Source organism: Streptomyces sp. NPDC050287 (assembly GCF_044459385.1).
In the GTDB taxonomy this organism is placed as follows: Bacteria; Actinomycetota; Actinomycetes; order Streptomycetales; family Streptomycetaceae; genus Streptomyces.
On sequence record NZ_JBITIY010000011.1, the window covers coordinates 119750 to 137044 of the forward strand.

Sequence of the window (17295 nt, forward strand, 5' to 3'; positions counted from 1 at the left end):
TGCACCGGCACGACGTTCGAGCACAGCGCAGGGAGCAGACACCGCAGTGACCGTTCAGCAGGCAGTGGGTCCGGATCCGTACTTCCCGGCCAACGGCGACTCCCGTTACCGGGTGCACCGCTACGAACTCGCGCTGGACTACCGCCCGGGCCCGAACCGGCTGTCGGGGACGGCCCGGATCAACGCGATAGCGGGACGGTCGGCGCTGCCCGAGTTCCAGTTGAACCTGGCCGACTTCAAGATCGGCCGGGTCCGGGTGGACGGCAGGCAGCCGCACTACACGCACCGGGGCGGCAAGCTGCGTCTGCGGCCGGCCAAGCCGGTCCGGCCGGGCGCCCCCTTCACCGTGGAGGTGCACTGGTCCGGCAACCCCAAGCCGGTGAGCAGCCCCTGGGGCGGACTCGGCTGGGAGGAGCTGGAGGACGGGGCGCTGGTGGCGAGCCAGCCGGTCGGGGCGCCGTCCTGGTACCCGTGCAACGACCGGCCCGCCGACAAGGCCTCGTACCAGATCTCGATCACCACGCCGTCCGCGTACGCGGTGGTGGCGGGCGGGCGGCTGCTGACGCGGACGACGAAGGCGTCGACGACGACCTGGGTGTACGAGCAGGCGGCGCCGACGTCCAGTTATCTGGTCGGGCTGTCGATCGGCAAGTACCAGACGGTGCTGCTGGGCGATCCGGGGCCGGGCGGGGTGCCGCAGCACGGGCACATCCCGGCGCACAAACTGCCCGAGTTCTCTCGGGACTTCGCACGTCAGCCCCAGATGATGGAGCTCTTCCAGGAGCTGTTCGGGCCGTACCCGTTCGACGAGTACGCGGTCGTGGTGACCGAGGAGGAGCTCGATGTCCCCGTCGAGGCACAGGGGTTGTCGCTGTTCGGCGCCAACCACGTGGACGGGGCGCGGGGTTGGGAACGGCTGGTGGCGCACGAGCTGGCGCACCAGTGGTTCGGCAACAGTGTGTCCATCGCGGACTGGCGGCACATCTGGCTGAACGAGGGGTTCGCGAAGTACGCGGAGTGGCTGTGGTCGGAGCGGTCGGGTGGCCGCAGCGCGCATCAACTCGCCGTGGCGGCCCACCGGTCGCTGTCCTCGCTCCCCCAGGACCTCACACTGGCCGATCCCGGGCGCAAGTCGATGTTCGACGACCGGCTCTACCAGCGCGGCGGGCTGACCCTGCACGTGCTGCGGTGCGCGATGGGCGACGACGCGTTCTTCCGGATGCTGCGCGGATGGGCGACGCTGCACCGGGGCGGCGCGGTGAGCACGACGACCTTCACCGCCCACGCGGCCCGGTTCGCGCCGGAGCCGCTGGACGAGGTGTTCCGTGCGTGGGTGTACGGCACGAGGCTGCCGCCGCTGCCCGAGCCGGCCCCGCCGATCCCGGCCCGGCCCACGCATCCGCCGACCAACGCCGGGTCCGCGTAGGCGAACAGCGCCGGGTGGGCGTGGGCGAACAGCGCCGGGTCGACTTGGGCCCGGGCGGCGCGTCCGCGCAGGCACGGGTGCCGGGTTCACGCAGGACACGCCTGGCCTGCGCAGGACCCCGGGTCGGGCCCGCGCAGAACCGCACGCCTCGCCCGCGCAGGACCCCGTGTCGAGTCCGCGCAGAACCGCGTGTCGAGCCGCGCAGAACCGCACGTCGAAAGCAGCCGAAGGCCGCGCGGCGCGCCGCGGCGGCGGCCCGGCACAATGGTGCGCATGTCCCGACGTGGCACCCGCCCCTCCCGTCCCGCCGGCACCCGTCCCGGCGGCTCCTGTCCCTGCGGGCTTCCGGAGCCGTACGGCGTGTGCTGCGGCCGCTTCCACGCTGGGGCCGCCGCCGCGCCCACGGCGGAGGCGCTGATGCGGTCCCGCTACAGCGCCTTCGTGCGGGGGGACGCGCCGCATCTGCTGCGGACGTGGCATCCGCGGACCCGGCCGGCTCGGCTCGACCTGGACCCGGGGATGCGCTGGACCGGTCTTGAGATCCTCGGCACGACGGACGGCTCCGCCTTCCACAGCACGGGCACGGTGACCTTCCGGGCCTCGTTCCGGGGTGGCTCGCTGCACGAGCGGAGCCGGTTCGAGCGGGTGGACGGGGCGTGGATGTACGTGGACGGGGAGTTCGTGGACGAGTAGGGGCCACGGCGACCAGTAGGGCCTACGGCGCGAGTATGTCCAGTTCCTGAAGTGCCCCCACGGTGATCTCGCGGGTCAGTTCCTCCGCGCGGAGGGCGTCGCCCTCGCGGACCGCCTCGGCGACCTGGACGTGGAGGGTGACGGCGGCCGGGTCGGGATCGTCGAACATGACCTCGTGGTGGGTACGGCCGGCGAGGACCTCGGCGACGACATCTCCGAGGCGGGCGAACATCTCGTTGCCGGAGGCGTTGAGGATCACCCGGTGGAAGGCCATGTCGTGGAGGAGGTAGCCCTCCAGTTGGTGGCCGCGTGAGTGGGCCACCATGCCCAGGGCGCGCTCGGTGAGTTCGGCGCACTGCGCCGCCGTGGCGTGTTTGGCGGCGAGGCCCGCGGCGACGGGTTCGACGGCCGAGCGCAGCAGGGTGAGGGAACGCAGCTGGCGGGGGCGGTCGGCGCCGGCCAGCCGCCAGCGGATGACCTGGGGGTCGTAGACGTTCCACTCGTTCGCGGGACGGACCGTCACGCCCACCCGGCGGCGGGACTCGACGAGGTGCATGGACTCCAGGACGCGGACCGCCTCACGCATGACGGAGCGTGAGACGTCGAAGCGCTGGGCCAGCTCGTCGGTCCGCAGGACACTGCCCGGCGGGTACTCGCCCGCGGTGATCGCGGGGCCGAGGGACTCCAGTACGCGGCCGTGCAGCCCCCGGTCCGTTGTGGTCATGTACTCAGCGTACGAGGTGGATCACAGGAACAAAAAGTCAGACTTATTTGTCACAGACTCTTGAACTCGTCGTACCTAATGGGTTTCAGTGTGGCCGACGCCAGATGTCGGCGTCGAATGTCGAAGAAGACAGCGAGGCAGTGATGCGTACCCCTCACGTCGTCGTGGTGATGGGCGTCGCCGGCACGGGCAAGACCACGATCGGTCCCCTGCTCGCGGCCCGGCTGGGCGTCCCGTACGCCGAGGGCGACGACTTCCACCCCCAGGCCAACATCGACAAGATGTCGGCCGGTGTCCCGCTCGAGGACGCCGACCGGTGGCCGTGGCTGGACGCCATCGGCACCTGGGCGCACGGGCGGGCCGGGCTCGGCGGGGTGGTCAGCTGTTCCGCGCTGAAGCGGTCGTACCGCGACCGGCTCAGGGCCGAAGCCCCGGGAGTCGTGTTCCTGCACCTCGCGGGCGACCGGGCGCTGATCGAGGACCGGATGTCGCATCGGCGGGGTCACTTCATGCCGACAGCGCTGCTGGACTCGCAGTTCGCCACGCTCCAGCCGCTCCAGCCGGACGAGGCCGGGGTCGTCGTGGACGTCACCGGCAGTCCGGAGGAGATCACCGACCGGGCCGCGGACGCACTCGACGCACTCGACGGGACCTCTCGGTAGGACCGGCCCCGGCGCCTCCCCGAGACCTCTCACCACCCCTGGAACACCCTCACCGCAGTACCTCCTTGTGCAACACCCCCCACCGCAGTACTCCCCCCATCCCCGTACCTGCAAGGGAACTCCCCGTGACCAGACTCAGTGTCGAGATGCTGGCAGCGGACGCACCCGAGCCGATCACTTCGGCCGGCCACGCTCAGCTGGGTATCGCCGTACTGGCGGGAATCGCCGTCATCGTCCTGCTCATCACCAAGTTCAAGCTCCACGCCTTCCTGTCGCTGACCATCGGGACACTGGCGCTCGGCGCGTTCGCCGGGGCACCGCTCGACAAGGCCATCACCAGCTTCACCACCGGGCTCGGCTCGACCGTCGCCGGCGTGGGCGTACTGATCGCGCTGGGCGCGATCCTCGGCAAGATGCTCGCCGACTCCGGGGGTGCCGACCAGATCGTCGACACGATCCTGGCGAAGGCGAGCGCGCGCTCGATGCCCTGGGCGATGGTGCTGATCGCCTCGGTGATCGGCCTGCCGCTGTTCTTCGAGGTCGGCGTGGTGCTGCTGATCCCGGTCGTGCTGATGGTCGCCAAGCGGGGCAACTACTCGCTGATGCGGATCGGCATCCCGGCGCTCGCGGGTCTGTCCGTGATGCACGGCCTGGTCCCGCCGCACCCCGGCCCGCTGGTCGCCATCGACGCGGTGAAGGCCAACCTGGGTGTCACACTGGCGCTCGGCGTGCTGGTGGCCATACCGACCGTGATCATCGCCGGTCCGCTGTTCTCGAAGGTCGCGGCCCGCTGGGTCGACGTCCCGGCCCCGGACCGGATGCTGCTTTCGACTGGGGGTTCCCCCCAGACCCCCGCGCAGCGCGCCTCCGAGGACCTTCAGCGGCGTCCCGGCTTCGGCGCGACGCTGGCCACGATCCTGCTGCCGGTCGTCCTGATGCTGGCCAAGGCGCTCGTCGACATCGTCATCGACGACCCCGAGAGCACCGTGCAGCGCGTGTTCGACGTCGCCGGCTCGCCGCTGATCGCCCTGCTGGCCGCTGTGCTGGTGGGCATCTTCACCCTGCTGCGGCCCGCCGGGTTCGCCAAGGAGCGGGTCTCCCAGCTGGTCGACAAGGGGCTCGCGCCCATCGCGGGCATCCTGCTGATCGTCGGCGCGGGCGGCGGCTTCAAGCAGACGCTGATCGACTCCGGCGTCGGCCAGATGGTCCTGGAGATATCCAAGGACTGGTCGATCCCGGCCCTGTTGCTGGCCTGGCTGATCGCGGTGGCGATCCGGCTGGCGACCGGTTCGGCGACGGTCGCCACGGTCTCGGCGGCCGGCCTGGTCGCCCCGCTGGCAGTCGACATGTCGACCACCCACACGGCCCTGCTGGTCCTGGCCATCGGTGCCGGCTCGCTCTTCTTCAGCCATGTCAACGACGCCGGATTCTGGCTGGTGAAGGAGTACTTCGGCCTCAGCGTCGGGCAGACCCTCAAGACCTGGTCCGTCATGGAGACGATCATCTCGGTGGTCGCCGGCGGTCTGGTCCTGCTTCTCTCACTGGTCATCTAGGGGTACGGGATGAGTCACCCTCTCTTCGACATCGGCGGCCGTACGGCCCTGGTCACCGGCTCCAGCCGGGGCATCGGCCTCGCGCTGGCCCGGGGTCTCGCACAGGCGGGCTGCCGGGTCGTCCTCAACGGACGGGACGGCGACCGGCTCGCCAAGGCCGCCGCGGAACTCTCCGCGGAGGTCCCCGGTGAGGTCCACACGGCCGTGTTCGACGTCACCGACGGGCCGTCGGTCGCCGCCGGCATCGCGGATGTCGAACAGCGGGTGGGCCCGCTCGACATCCTGGTCAACAACGCGGGAATGCAACTGCGCGCCCCGCTCCTGGAGTTCACCGACTCGGACTGGCACCGCATCCTGAACACCAATCTGACCAGCGCGTTCCTGGTCGGCCGGGAGACGGCCCGCGGGATGACGGAACGCGGCCACGGAAAGATCGTCAACATCTGCTCGCTGCAGAGCGAGGTGGTCCGGCCCGGCATCGCGCCCTACGCGGCCACCAAGGGCGCGCTGAAGATGCTCACCAAGGGCATGTGCGCGGACTGGGGCCCGCACGGCGTCCAGGTCAACGGTCTCGGTCCCGGCTACATCGAGACGGAGCTGACCGAGCCCCTCGTCCAGGACGAGGAGTTCAGCGCGTGGGTGCGGCGCCGCACCCCGGCCGGCCGCTGGGGCCGTACGGAGGACCTGGTGGGCGGGGTGCTGTTCCTGGCCTCGCCCGCGGCGGACTTCGTCAGCGGGCAGGTGCTGTACGTCGACGGCGGCATGACGAGCGTGCTGTGAAAGGGGCCCCGGGAATGCTGGGTTGTGTGATCCACGGTCAGGGCGACCTCCGGGTCGAGGAGCTGCCGGTGCCGTCGCCGGGCCCCGGTCAGGCGCTGGTCTCCGTCCGCTACGGCGGGGTCTGCGGGTCCGACCTGCACTACTGGCGGCACGGCGGCGTCGGCGACTTCCGGCTCAAGGAGCCGATGCTGCTCGGTCACGAGGTGGTCGGGACGGTCGTCTCGTACGGTGACGGGGCGTCAGGTCCCGTCACCGGTACGGCCGTCGCGGTCCACCCGGCGACGCCCTGCGGGGTCTGCCCGGAGTGCGTGGAGGGGCGGCGGAACGTCTGCCGGGACACGCGGTACCTCGGCAGCGCGGCCCGCTTCCCGCACGTCCAGGGCGGCTTCGCGGCCCACGTGGTGGTACCGGCCGAGCAGCTGCGGCCGCTTCCGGCCGGTCTGGAGCCGCGCCGGGCGGCGCTCGCGGAGCCGCTGTCGGTGGCGCTGCACGCGGTGCGGCGGGCCGGGGACGTCACCGGGAAGCACGTCCTGGTCACCGGCGCCGGTCCCATCGGCTGCCTGGTCGTCGCGGCGGCGAAGGCGGCGGGCGCCGCACACGTGACGGTGACGGACCTCCTCCCGGCGGCGCTGCGGTACGCGTCCGCGGCGGGCGCCGACACCGTCGTACGGGCGGACGATCCGTCCGATCCCGGGTGGCCGTCGGAGGTCGACGCGGCCGTCGAGGCGTCCGGGGTCGCCGCGGGCCTGGACACCTGTCTCCGGCTGGTGCGGCGGGGCGGGGTCGTCGTGCAGCTCGGGATGCTGCCGTCCGGGCAGAGCCCCTTCGCCGGGAACCTCGTGGTGAGCCGGGAGATCGAGCTGCGGGGCGCGTTCCGCTTCGACGGGGAGTTCGACGACGCGCTGGAACTGCTCGCGGCCGAGCCGGCGTTCGACGCGCTGGTCAGCGCGGTGATCCCGGTCGGGGAGGCGGAGTCGGCGTTCGCGCTGGCCGCCGACCGTAGCCGGTCGTGCAAGGTGTTGCTGGACTTCGGCGTCCCCGGCACCCCCTGAGACTCACCGCGTACGCGGCCCCTGGAACATCACCGCACACACCCGCCCTGAGACATCACCGCACCTGCCGGCCGCCGTGCCTGCTACTCCCGCTGCCGCGGGATCAACGCCGCCGCGGGGGCCAGTGGCCGGCCGGTGTCCTGGTGAACGTCCCGGCCGCCGTCGTGGCCGCCTTCCCGGGTGCCGTCCTGACCGCCGGAGAGTGCGACGTCGTGTACGGGCATGTCGTCCCGGATCAGGTTCTCGGGGATGAGGACGGCCGCTGTCGCCCCGCTGCTCGCCGAGGGGCGCAGTTCGACACGCAGGCCTTGCCGGGCGGCGATGCGGTTGACCACGAACAGTCCGATCCGCTTGGCGTCGAGCAGGTCGATGTTCTCGGACTGGATCTTGCGGTTGGCCTCGGCCATCGCCTCCTCGTTCATGCCGAAGCCGCTGTCCTCGATCTCGATGAGGAGGCCGTCGCGCAGCCGGGCGGCCCGCAGCTGGACATGGGCACTGGGCGGTGAGAACGAGGCCGCGTTCTCGACGAGTTCGGCGAGCAGATGGATGACGTCGGCGACGGAGCCGCCGTTGAGGGAGACGCGCGGCACCGGCCAGATCTGGACCCGGCCCGGCTGCTCGATCTCCCCGAGGGCCGCCCGCAGGACGTCCACCAGCGGAATCGGGTCGTGCCAGCCGCGTCCGGGCGCGATGCCGGACAGGATGAGCAGGCTCTCGGAGTGGCGGCGCATCCGGGTGGCGAGGTAGTCGACCTGGTACAGCTCCTGCACCTCGGCCGGATCGCGCGGACGCTGCTCCAGCTGGTGGAGCAGGTCGAGCTGGCGGTGCAGCAGCACCTGGCTGCGGCGGGCGAGACTGACATACACCCCGGAGATGCCGCTGAGCAGTTCGGCGCGCTCGGAGGCGGCTCTGAGCGCGGCCCGCTGCACGGCGGTGAGCGCGGTGCTCACCTGGGCGAGTTCGTCACCGACGAGGCGGCGCATCGGGGCCTCGGCGTCGATGTCCAGGCCCTGCCCGGCGTGCAGTCGGCGCATGGCCCGCGGCAGCCGGCGCCCGGCTACTTCGAGGGCGTCGTTGCGCAGGTCGAGGAGTTCGACGATGAGTCCCCGGCCGACGCCCACGGACACCAGCAGCGACAGCAGCACGCCCACCAGACCGAGGATGACGGCGACGCCGGAAGCACCCAGCGTGTCCCAGCCGATCAGGTTCGCCTTGGCCATGGCTCCCGTACCGGCGTCCGACTCGGCCTGGGCGAGCTCGGTCAGCACGGCGTCGGCGCCCTTGTCCCAGTTGCCCAGGAAGTCCGTGGAGAGGACCGAGGCGCCGGGCCCGGCGTCGCGGACCCGGTCCTCGCCGGCCGCGAGCGTGCGGTGACCGCCGCTGTGCAGCACCGCGTTGTACGCCTCCCGGTGCGCCGGCTTCAGGTCGGCGACCGCTGGCTTCATCAGCTCCCGCTGGGTGGCCACGGCGCCGGCGAACAGCGCGTACTGCTCCGTCGTGAGCTTCCCGGTCGCGCTCCCCATGGCGAGGAGGGCCTGTTCCTGGGCCACGGCCTCGCGGGCACGGGCGAGTTCGAGGACGACCCGCGCCTCGGAGGCGACGCCGGTGCTGTCCTCGCCGGTGAGCGCGCCGGTGACGGCGAAGGCGTCCTCGATGACCGCCGAGTACGCCGTGAACACCGTCGGGGCGCTGCCCTTCGCGCCGGTCTGCGCGCGGAGCGCGTCGAGTCCGCGCGCGTCGCTCTGCAGGCGGTCGATGCGGGCGGGCAGGCCGGCGTCGAGGAGTTCGGCGTCCGTGGTGGCGGCGTTGGCGCCGTCGCGGACGGCGGTGGCGGCCTTGTCGGTGGCCGTGCCCGCCGCCTCGAAAGCGTCGAGGCCGGCCGTGTTCCGCGCGGCGGCCTGACGCGCGGCGGCGGTCCGTTCGGTCTGCAGTGCGGCGACGAAATCGCCGACCGGGGCGAGGAGTTCGGTGTTGACGTCCTTGACCCGCCGGGTGTCGCCGATGTGGGAGGCCGTGGTGACCGCGGCGAAGCCCCACAGCGCCATGAGGGACACGACGGGCAGCATGAGCAGGGCGACGATCTTGGCCCGGACCGATCTGGGGCGCAGCTGTGCCAAGGTACGGGTGAGACTCATGGGATACCTCTTGGAGGGTGTGTGCGGTGCGGCTCCGCGGTACGGCTCAGACGACCCCGGCGGTGGCGGACACGGTGGCCGACGCGGTGACCGGCTCGGTGGGGGTCGCGGTGGAGAGCTCGACCTCGCGGAGCAGTTCGGTGGCGACGGACTCGGCGCGCCTGCCGGTCGGGGAGAGCGCTACGTACGCGGAGGCGAGGAAGAGGAACGAGCCGAGCACCACGGCGAGCGGGAAGAGGAACGCGGTGGGCGTGGCTCCGGGCAGCTCGGCGCTGCTGGGCGCGAGGCTGACGTGGACGGCGAACATCGCGGTGTAGTGCATGGTGCTCACCGCGAGCCCCATGACGAGCGCGGCGACGACGGTGAGGACGGGGCCGCGCACGATGAGGGTGAGCGTGAGCGCGGCGGTCGCGGCGACGACGGCGATCACGATGGAGGCGACGACGAGGAGCGGGTCGTAGTCCACGGTGCCGTGCAGGTTGAGCGCGGCCATGCCGGTGTAGTGCATGGCGGAGACGCCCAGTCCGGTGCCGAGCCCGCCGAGCAGCACCGACGTCACGCGTGAGCGCCCGTACCCGGCGGTGAAGACGCCGGCGCTGACGACGGCGATGGACATGACGAGGCTGAGAACGGTGAGGGGGACGTCGTACCGGATGGGGGTGCCCTCCACGCCGAAGCCCATCATCGCGACGAAGTGCATGGTCCAGATGCCGGAGCCGATCGCGAACGAGGCCAGCAGCAGCCAGTTCCGTTTCGAGGCACCGGCGGCATCGAGGGCCCGTACGGTGCACCGCAGGCCGAGCGCCGAGCCGACGCAGGCCATGACGTAGGAAAGGACGGGCGTGACCCATCCGGCGCTGAAGTGGTCCATGTGTCCCATGGAGAACTCCTCTCGCCCGCCGGGCGGACAGCACAGCGTGCATGGGGGGTACCGCCGGCGATCAGTGCGGGGGGAACGAGATCAAGCCACTTCCTTGCCGGAGGTTCGGTGCGGATTAACGTACGGCGGGTGTGGGTTACGGCCCCGTTTCCCCGCAAGTGCTTCACAGTCCTCTTACGTCGCCCGTACGTTCGCATGGCCGAAAAGATTCACCACGCTAGGGGCGCCACAGTGGGTGTTCCCGCTCGGCCCACTCCCGGCTCACGGTGCCCGTCCGCAGGCCGCGGCGGGCCTCCGGGTCCCCGAGGGCCATGCCGATGTGGCCGCCCAGGACGATGCCGATGGTGAGGGCGAGCCAGTCGTGGACGAAGGTCGCGCTGGTGCGCCACTGGATCGGTGTGAGGTGGGTGAACCACATCAGCAGGCCCGTGCCGAGCATCACCAGGGTGGCGCCGGCGATCCAGGCCGCGTACACCTTCTGGCCCGCGTTGAACTTGCCCGCCGGGCGCGACGACCGTCGTTTGTCGCGGACCAGGGCGGCACGCAGCCAGAGGCGGTCGTGCGGGCCGAAGCGGTTCAGGAAGCGCAGGTCGGAACGGAACCCGCGGGAGACGAGGCCCGCCAGCACGGGCACGGGCAGAGCGAGACCGGCCCACTCGTGGATACGGACCACCAGCTCACGGCGGCCCACGAGTTCGGCGAACTGGGGAACGTACAGACAGGCCGCCGTCACCACGCACACGCCCATCAGCGCCGCGGTGGTGCGGTGGACCCACCGCTGGGTGCGGCCGAAGCGGCGCACGCGGGACGACTCGGGCGCGGGGGCGTGGATGCGCAGGCTCATGGTCAGCTCGTGCCGTCAGCTCGTGGGCTCGTCGTCGCGGCCGTTGGAACGGCCGACCCAGGCGTCGACGTCGTAGCCGCGTTCCTCCCAGTAGCCCGGTTTCACATTCTCTGTGACGGTGATGCCGGAGAGCCACTTGGCGGACTTGTAGAAGTACATGGGCGCCACGTAGAGGCGGACCGGGCCGCCGTGGGTGTGGCCGATGTTCTTGTCCTGCATGCGCAGGGCGACCAGGACGTCGTCGCGGCGGGCCTGCTCGAGGGTGAGGCTCTCGCTGTACGCGCCGTCGAAACAGGTGAAGCGCACCGCCCCGGCTGAGGGGCGCACTCCCGCGGCGTCCAGGAGCCGGGACAGGCGTACCCCCTCGAAGGGGGTGTCGGGGACCCGCCAGCCGGTGACGCACTGCACGTCCTTGACCAGGCGGGTCTGTGGGAGGGCGCGCAGCTCGGCGAGGCTGTAGCTCTTCGGGGTGTCGACCAGGCCGTCGACGGTGAGGCGGTAGTCCTCGGCGTCCTTGTGCGGCACGGAGGACGTGACCGAGTAGTAGCGGAAGCCGCCTCCGTTCGGGAGCAGACCCGTGAGGCCGGTCGGGTCGCTGTCGGCGGCGCTGCCGAGGAACGCCTCCAGGCCGCGCTGCAGGGTCGGCGCGGCGACCACGCCGAGCGCGCCCAGACCGAGGGTGCCGAGCAGGACCCGGCGGCCGATCGGGGCGCCGCGTTCCTCGGGGCGCTCCGCGCGCGGGGCGCCGGGGCGTTCCGTACGCGGTTCGAGGCCTTGCGCGCGCGGTCCGCCGCGGCGCTGGTGCGGCTCACCGGGGTGCTTGCGCTGCCCGCCGTCGTGCTCACGCCGCTCGTCGGGGTGGAGCGGGCCGCGTTCCTCGGGCTGTTCGGGGTTCACCTGTTCATTCGAGCATCCGCGACCCCTGCCGGACCAGGGATCGCGGGTGCTCGTCAGAGTTCCGTAACCACTTCTCACCCGGATCCCGGCCGGATCCCAGCGGATCCCAGCCGATCCCAGCCGGATTTCACCCGGTTACGACGTCTGCTCCGCCGCCTTCTCCAGCTGGAACGCCTCGTTGCCGAGTCCGATCCGGGCGTGCGCCTCGGGTCGGCGGGCCCGCAGGACCGCGCCCTGCACCAGGCCGAGCACCAGGGCGAGCCCGATGGTGCCGGGCAGCACCCAGCTCAGCGCGGAGCCGGGACCGGCGCCCACCAGGACGTCGAAGTCCTTGACGGTGTAGCCGGCGATCACCAGCAGGGCGACACCCGCGACGGCGGAGGTCAGCAGCCGTCCTGCCTGGGCGCCCGCGGCCCCGCGCCGGACGAAGAACACGACGACCGAGAAGGAGGCCGCCGCCATCAGCAGGATCACGCCGAGAGCGCCGATGTTGCCGAACCAGGTGAACAGGTGCAGGACGGGTTCGGTCGGGTCGCCGGCCGGTTTGTCGTCGGCGACCGCGAAGGCGATCACGATGACCACGGAGACGGCGGTCTGCAGCAGCGAGCCCGTGCCGGGGGCGCCGCTGGCGCCTGTCGTACGGCCGAAGGCGGCGGGCAGCAGACCCTCGCGGCCCATGGCGAAGGCGTACCGGGCGACGACGTTGTGGAAGCTGAGCAGGGCGGCGAACATGCCCGTCACGAAGAGGACGTGCAGGACGTCGGTGAAGGTGCCGCCGAGCCGGGACTCGGTGAGGGAGAACAGCAGCCCGGCGCTCTGCTTCTGTGACTCGCCGACGATCGCGGAGGGTCCGGCGGCGACGGTGAGGGCCCAACTGCTGAGCGCGAAGAAGACGGCGACCCCGCTGACCGCGAGGAACATCACCCGCGGCACCAGGATGTGCGGGCGGCTTGTCTCCTCGGCGTACACGGGCGCCTGCTCGAAGCCGAGGAAGGCGGCGATGCAGAAGCACAGCGCGGTGCCGACTCCGGCGCCGGTCAGAGTGTCGGGGTTGAAGGCGTGCAGGGACAGGCCCTCCTTGCCCGGGTCGGCGACGGCCGCGATGTCGAAGATGACCACCAGGGCCACCTCGACGACCAGCAGAACGCCGAGCACCTTCGCGTTGACGTCGATCTTCAGCCAGCCCAGCGCACCGACGACCAGCGCGGCCACCAGGGCCGGTATCCACCAGGCGATCTCGAGATCGGCGTAGGTGGCGAACAGTCCGGAGACCTCGAAGCCGAAGACGCCGTAGATGCCGACCTGGAGGGCGTTGTAGGCGACGAGGGCGACCAGCGCGGCACTCGCGCCGGCGGTGCCGCCGAGGCCGCGGGAGATGTACGCGTAGAAGGCGCCCGCGTTGTGCACATGGCGGCTCATCTCCGCGTACCCGACCCCGAACAGCACGAGAACCACGCCGAGGAGGACGAACAGGAGCGGCTGGCCGACGATGCCCATCACCGCGAATGTGGTGGGCATGACACCAGCGACGACCATGAGGGGGGCGGTGGCCGCCAGGACGGAGAGCAGCAGGCCGCCGGTGCCGAGGCGGTCGGCACGCAGGGCCCGCTCCTGGCCCTTGAAAGTACTGATGCCGTCGGCGGTGGATCCGGTTGAACCGGTGGATCCGGTGGATCCGGTGGTGCTCGAACTGTCCGTTCTGTCCGTTGTCACGGGGACCGTCCTTTTCGGGGAGTTCTGGGTTACGGGGATGGGGTCAGGCCGTGCCGAGCGCGGTGTCGCGGGCGGCGCGGAAGGCGGAGTACGGGTCGCGGTCCGGGTAGGACCAGGGGGCCGGGGTGGGGTGCTCGCCGATGCGGTGGAACAGGGCGGCCGCCTCGGCGCCCCGGCCCTCGCAGACCTTGGCGTGGGCGAGGAAGTTGAGGTCCACGAGGCGGCGGGGGTGGCCCTCGTGCTCCCATTCCAGCCACCAGTCGAACGCGGCCTTCATCACCTGCCGGGCCCGGCGGCCGGTCCAGTGGCCGGAGGCCGCCGGGTCCGGTGGTGCGTGTCCGGCGGTGGCGAGGACGCGGTAGCGCTCCGCGTGCGCGACGACCGGGAGGATCGCGAGCGGGGAGTCGGCGGGGGCCTGCTCGGCGGCCCAGTTGGCGAAGTCGTAGACCTCGTGCAACGGGTCCGGGCCGGCGTCCACGCGGCGCTCCGCGAGGCGGGCGACCATCAGGTGGTGGGCGTGGTGGTGGTCGGAGTGCCGGGCGCGGACCTCGCCGAACAGGTGGACGACCTCCTCATCGGCGCCCACCGTGTGCTCCAGCATGAGCAGGCCGAGCCAGGGGGTGGGATCGGAGGGTGCGAGCGCGGCGGCGGACCGGCAGGCCTCGCGGGCCCGGACCGGCTTCTCCTTGCCGCGCAGGGCCCGCCGGACCTGGGCGAGGGCGAGCAGGACGGCGGCGTCGGCGGAATCGGGCTCGGCGAGCAGCCAGTCGTTCGCCCAGGCGGCGCAGTAGGGCTCCAGGGCGAGCACCGTGATCCGGTGACCCCTCAGGTCCCAGTCGTCGCCGGTGTGGGCGAGCAGCGTACGGGCGGCCTGCCAGCGCCCTTGTGTCAAGGCGGCCCGTGCGGAGGCGAGTTCTGCGTCGTCGAGGGCGGCGTCGAGCGCGTGGGCGGCGGCGCGTCTGCGGCCTGGCTTCCGGATCACTTCGGCTCCGAGGATCGGCGCCTGTGAGCGCACACGAGAGGGGGCAGGGGGCGCCCGGGCGGGAGCGCGTTCGAACCTGTGGGTACGTGCGGCCGTACGGCGGCGGGGACGGCGATGTCGGGCGCCGGGGTCGCGGGCACCCGGACGGTGGACACCGGGGTCGCGGGCACCGGGGCGGGTGCGTACCGCGCGGCCCGCGCGGACTGCGATGGGCACGCCTCGAGGCCGAGGGGTGACGGGGGTGGGGACACCGCGGGAACTTCCTCACGCGACGCGGCTCGCCGTCGGCAGGGAGACGACGCGCCGGCCGGCCGTCCGGTCCGGACGCTTCGGCTTGCCAGCAGCTGATCACGCACAGCCAACCCGCAGCTAATACTTTCCGTCAAGGGCCGCCGGGATGTTACACGCTTCAACTGTCCTGATTCACAGGGGACTTGTCAGGCGCAGCGGAATGTGAACGTCCGATTCGCGGGTCCCGCTGTGGCGTACGCCATGGCGCCGCCCGGCCCGGCATCGCACCATGGCAAGTAGGTCGTACCGCCCGCCCCTGACCGACCCGGGTGGCGTGACCGAGTCAAGCGCCCGAATCCGGGTACTCCCAGGGGCAAGCCGGGCCCTGGGCCGCTACAGTCAGCCCCCTACGCATCCCGTGACCCGGCCGGATGATCGAGGTACGCAGCGTGTCTGTACTGGTTCTTGTTCTCGCCGTGAGCGCGGCCTGCTGTCTGGGCTTCGGGTTCGTGCTCCAGCAGAACGCGGCCCGGCAGGCACCGCTCAGCGACTTCCTCTCACCCCGGCTGCTGCTGGACCTGATGAAGGTGCCGCGCTGGCTCGGCGGCATCGCGCTGATGGTGGCCGGCATGGTCCTCGGCGCGATCGCGCTGGGCCAGGGCGAGATCTCCCTGGTGGAACCGCTCCTCGCGACGAACCTGCTGTTCGCCCTCGCCCTGTCCCGCAAGCAGAGCAAGCAGCCGCTGGGCCGCCAGGGCTGGGCGGGGCTCCTGCTGCTCGCGGGCGGGGTGACCGCGTTCATCCTGGCGGGCGAGCCGCGCGGCGGCAACGCGGTCACCGATCCGCTGCGCCACTGGCTGATCATCGGCGTGATGATCGGCCTCGCCCTGCTGCTGACGACGTACGCCAAGCGCTCCCGGCTGAGCGCCGCCCCGTTGCTGCTGGCGCTGGCCGCCGGAATGCTCTACGGCGTGCAGGACGCGCTGACCCGGGTCAGCGGCCAGCGGTTCTCCGAGGGCGGACTGGTCGAGGTGCTGACCGGCTGGCAGCCGTACGCCGTACTGGCCCTCGGCGTGACCGGCCTGGTCCTGGTGCAGAGCGCGTTCGAGACCGCGCCGCTGCGGATGTCGTTGCCCGCGCTGACCGCCGCCCAGCCGCTGGCCGGGATCGTCTGCGGTGTCGGCTTCCTCGGCGACCGGCTGCGCACCGACACGGGCGCGCTGGCCTGGGAGGCGGCGGGACTCGCGGCGGTCGTGGCCGGCATCGTGCTGCTGGGCCTGCATCCGGCGATGCCGTCCGGCGCGACGGAGACCGAGCCGGCCCGGGACCTGCAGCCGTACTGACGGACGGCTCCCCCCGGCCCGTGCGTGCTGCCCGGACGCGGCCCCTGCTTGGATGGGGTCATGAGCGCTGCTGACGAGATCCTCGACATCGTCGACGAGAACGACCAGGTCACCGGGCAGTCCCCGCGCGGCGAGGCGTACGCGCGCGGCCTGCGCCACCGCTGTGTCTTCATCGAGGCCAGGGACGCCGAGGGCCGGCTGTTCGTCCACCGCCGCACGCCGGGCAAGCTGGTCTTTCCCTCCCTGTACGACATGTTCGTCGGCGGAGTCGTCGGCGCGGGCGAGTCCTACGACGACGCGGCCCTGCGCGAGGCCGAGGAGGAACTGGGCGTCACGGGCCTGCCCCGCCCCGAGTACCTCTTCAAGTTCCTCTATGACGACGGCGCCGGCCGGACCTGGTGGTCGGCGGTGTACCAAGTCCGCTGCGAGCTCCCGGTCAGCCCGCAGACCGAGGAGGTCGCCTGGCACGACTTCCTGTCCGAGGACGAGGTGGAGCTCCGCCTGCGGGAGTGGCAGTGGGTACCGGACGGGCTGGCGGCGTACGAGCGGCTGAAGGCGTACCGGTCCGGCCTGTCCGGCGCGTGAGAACGAGCCGGACAGGCGGCCGGGTGAAGGCGGCCGGACAGGCTCCTCGGCGTGCCGGATAGGGTCCTCGACGTGATCGAATTCGCACGGAACGTCCGACTGTGGTTCGCCCCCCAGGAGCTCAGGCAGGAGGGCGGCACCCCCGACTACCGCTTCTCGCTGGCGAACGAGCGCACCTTCCTCGCCTGGCTGCGCACCGCGCTCGCACTGATCGGCGGCGGCTTCGCCGTGGACCAGTTCCTGCCGGACCTGCGCTGGGGCTGGCGGGTCGGCCTCGCGCTCGCGCTGCTCGCGGCAGGCGTGCTGTGCTCGCTGCGGGCGGTCAACCACTGGATCCGCTGCGAACGGGCCATGCGCCGGGGCGAGGACCTGCCGGCGTCCCGGTTCCCGGCACTGCTGGGCGTCGCGGTCGCGGTCGTGGCTGTCGCCATGGTCGTCGTCGTGCTCGTCGGGTGGGAAGGGTGACCGGCGCGGCGGCGGCCCCGGACCGGGACCCTGGACTGCAACCCGAGCGGACCCGGCTCGCCTGGCGCCGTACGACCCTGTCGAGCACGGTGGCGGCCCTGCTCGCCATGAAGACCACGCTGCACGGCGGGGCGTCGGCGACCGCCGTGACCGTCTGCGCCCTGTGCGGCGCCCTGTGGCTGGGCTTCCTGCTGGTCGCCCACCGCCGTATCCGCGACCTGTCGGCGACGAGCAGCCCACCGGCACTGGCACCCCGGCACGCGACGGCGGGAGCGCTGCTGACGGTGGCGCTGGCCGTCTGCGCGGCGGCGCTCGTCTTCTAGGCGGTTC

17 protein-coding genes are annotated in these 17295 nt (G+C 72.0%); 10 read left to right on the forward strand and 7 right to left on the reverse strand.

All coding sequences use genetic code 11. The annotated features are described in order from the left end of the window. The first annotated feature begins 46 nt into the window (after positions 1-46). Both ACIBK3_RS33225 and ACIBK3_RS33230 read left to right on the forward strand, forming a co-directional pair. Positions 47-1426 carry a M1 family metallopeptidase gene (locus ACIBK3_RS33225; RefSeq protein WP_399371156.1) on the forward strand — a complete coding sequence of 460 codons (1380 nt, stop codon included), beginning with the start codon at positions 47-49 and terminating at the stop codon, positions 1424-1426. 273 nt (positions 1427-1699) lie between these two features. Continuing rightward, positions 1700-2119: a YchJ family protein gene (locus ACIBK3_RS33230; RefSeq protein WP_399371157.1), complete on the forward strand. Its 420-nt coding sequence runs from the start codon at positions 1700-1702 to the stop codon at positions 2117-2119. A gap of 22 nt (positions 2120-2141) precedes the next feature. Here the strand turns inward: ACIBK3_RS33230 and ACIBK3_RS33235 are convergent, their stop codons facing one another. Continuing rightward, positions 2142-2843, reverse strand: a complete 702-nt coding sequence (locus tag ACIBK3_RS33235) for a FadR/GntR family transcriptional regulator (RefSeq protein ID WP_399371158.1) — start codon at positions 2841-2843, stop codon at positions 2142-2144. Positions 2844-2986: 143 nt separating this feature from the next. Between ACIBK3_RS33235 and ACIBK3_RS33240 the strand changes: the two genes are divergently transcribed. From ACIBK3_RS33240 to ACIBK3_RS33255, 4 genes are all read left to right on the forward strand, one after another. Continuing rightward, complete coding sequence (locus ACIBK3_RS33240; protein WP_399371159.1) at positions 2987-3505, forward strand: gluconokinase; 519 nt, start codon at positions 2987-2989, stop codon at positions 3503-3505. 125 nt (positions 3506-3630) lie between these two features. Then, positions 3631-5058 carry a GntP family permease gene (locus ACIBK3_RS33245; protein WP_399371160.1) on the forward strand — a complete coding sequence of 476 codons (1428 nt, stop codon included), beginning with the start codon at positions 3631-3633 and terminating at the stop codon, positions 5056-5058. Between the two features lie 9 nt (positions 5059-5067). Beyond that, on the forward strand, positions 5068-5838 hold the full coding sequence (locus ACIBK3_RS33250) for an SDR family oxidoreductase (RefSeq protein WP_399371161.1): 771 nt from the start codon (positions 5068-5070) through the stop codon (positions 5836-5838). A gap of 14 nt (positions 5839-5852) precedes the next feature. After that, positions 5853-6890, forward strand: coding sequence for an L-idonate 5-dehydrogenase (locus tag ACIBK3_RS33255; RefSeq protein WP_399371162.1), 1038 nt, complete (start codon positions 5853-5855; stop codon positions 6888-6890). Between the two features lie 83 nt (positions 6891-6973). Here the strand turns inward: ACIBK3_RS33255 and ACIBK3_RS33260 are convergent, their stop codons facing one another. From ACIBK3_RS33260 to ACIBK3_RS33285, 6 genes are all read right to left on the reverse strand, one after another. Next, on the reverse strand, positions 6974-9025 hold the full coding sequence (locus ACIBK3_RS33260) for a nitrate- and nitrite sensing domain-containing protein (protein WP_399371163.1): 2052 nt from the start codon (positions 9023-9025) through the stop codon (positions 6974-6976). A 46-nt stretch (positions 9026-9071) separates the two neighbouring features. Further along, a complete protein-coding gene (locus ACIBK3_RS33265) occupies positions 9072-9905 on the reverse strand; it encodes an MHYT domain-containing protein (RefSeq protein WP_399371164.1) in 834 nt (277 codons plus the stop codon). A gap of 217 nt (positions 9906-10122) precedes the next feature. After that, positions 10123-10749, reverse strand: coding sequence for a cytochrome b/b6 domain-containing protein (locus ACIBK3_RS33270; protein WP_399371165.1), 627 nt, complete (start codon positions 10747-10749; stop codon positions 10123-10125). A 15-nt stretch (positions 10750-10764) separates the two neighbouring features. Continuing rightward, positions 10765-11454, reverse strand: coding sequence for a molybdopterin-dependent oxidoreductase (locus ACIBK3_RS33275; RefSeq protein WP_399371354.1), 690 nt, complete (start codon positions 11452-11454; stop codon positions 10765-10767). Between the two features lie 327 nt (positions 11455-11781). Continuing rightward, on the reverse strand, positions 11782-13278 hold the full coding sequence (locus ACIBK3_RS33280) for an APC family permease (protein ID WP_399371355.1): 1497 nt from the start codon (positions 13276-13278) through the stop codon (positions 11782-11784). 124 nt (positions 13279-13402) lie between these two features. Continuing rightward, positions 13403-14341, reverse strand: coding sequence for a hypothetical protein (locus ACIBK3_RS33285; protein WP_399371166.1), 939 nt, complete (start codon positions 14339-14341; stop codon positions 13403-13405). 680 nt (positions 14342-15021) lie between these two features. Between ACIBK3_RS33285 and ACIBK3_RS33290 the strand changes: the two genes are divergently transcribed. The 4 genes from ACIBK3_RS33290 (at position 15022) to ACIBK3_RS33305 (ending at position 17288) form a co-directional block, all read left to right on the forward strand. Further along, on the forward strand, positions 15022-15915 hold the full coding sequence (locus ACIBK3_RS33290) for a DMT family transporter (RefSeq protein ID WP_399371167.1): 894 nt from the start codon (positions 15022-15024) through the stop codon (positions 15913-15915). A gap of 60 nt (positions 15916-15975) precedes the next feature. Beyond that, complete coding sequence (locus ACIBK3_RS33295) at positions 15976-16500, forward strand: NUDIX hydrolase (protein WP_399371168.1); 525 nt, start codon at positions 15976-15978, stop codon at positions 16498-16500. 72 nt (positions 16501-16572) lie between these two features. Then, positions 16573-16965 (forward strand): YidH family protein, encoded by a 393-nt coding sequence (locus ACIBK3_RS33300; RefSeq protein ID WP_399371169.1) that lies wholly within the window; start codon positions 16573-16575, stop codon positions 16963-16965. Then, positions 16962-17288: a DUF202 domain-containing protein gene (locus ACIBK3_RS33305; protein WP_399371170.1), complete on the forward strand. Its 327-nt coding sequence runs from the start codon at positions 16962-16964 to the stop codon at positions 17286-17288. The genes ACIBK3_RS33300 and ACIBK3_RS33305 overlap by 4 nt, the downstream gene beginning before the upstream one ends. The last annotated feature ends 7 nt before the right edge of the window (positions 17289-17295 follow it).

Excerpts from the sequence above, each read along its gene's own strand:
- ACIBK3_RS33295 (WP_399371168.1), top strand. The coding sequence starts at position 15,976 with ATGAGCGCTGCTGACGAGATCCTCGACATCGTCGACGAGAACGACCAG.
- ACIBK3_RS33240 (WP_399371159.1), top strand. The coding sequence starts at position 2,987 with ATGCGTACCCCTCACGTCGTCGTGGTGATGGGCGTCGCCGGCACGGGC.
- ACIBK3_RS33250 (WP_399371161.1), top strand. The coding sequence starts at position 5,068 with ATGAGTCACCCTCTCTTCGACATCGGCGGCCGTACGGCCCTGGTCACC.
- ACIBK3_RS33255 (WP_399371162.1), top strand. The coding sequence starts at position 5,853 with ATGCTGGGTTGTGTGATCCACGGTCAGGGCGACCTCCGGGTCGAGGAG.
- ACIBK3_RS33265 (WP_399371164.1), bottom strand. The coding sequence starts at position 9,905 with ATGGGACACATGGACCACTTCAGCGCCGGATGGGTCACGCCCGTCCTT.
- ACIBK3_RS33235 (WP_399371158.1), bottom strand. The coding sequence starts at position 2,843 with ATGACCACAACGGACCGGGGGCTGCACGGCCGCGTACTGGAGTCCCTC.
- ACIBK3_RS33230 (WP_399371157.1), top strand. The coding sequence starts at position 1,700 with ATGTCCCGACGTGGCACCCGCCCCTCCCGTCCCGCCGGCACCCGTCCC.
- ACIBK3_RS33260 (WP_399371163.1), bottom strand. The coding sequence starts at position 9,025 with ATGAGTCTCACCCGTACCTTGGCACAGCTGCGCCCCAGATCGGTCCGG.
- ACIBK3_RS33270 (WP_399371165.1), bottom strand. The coding sequence starts at position 10,749 with ATGAGCCTGCGCATCCACGCCCCCGCGCCCGAGTCGTCCCGCGTGCGC.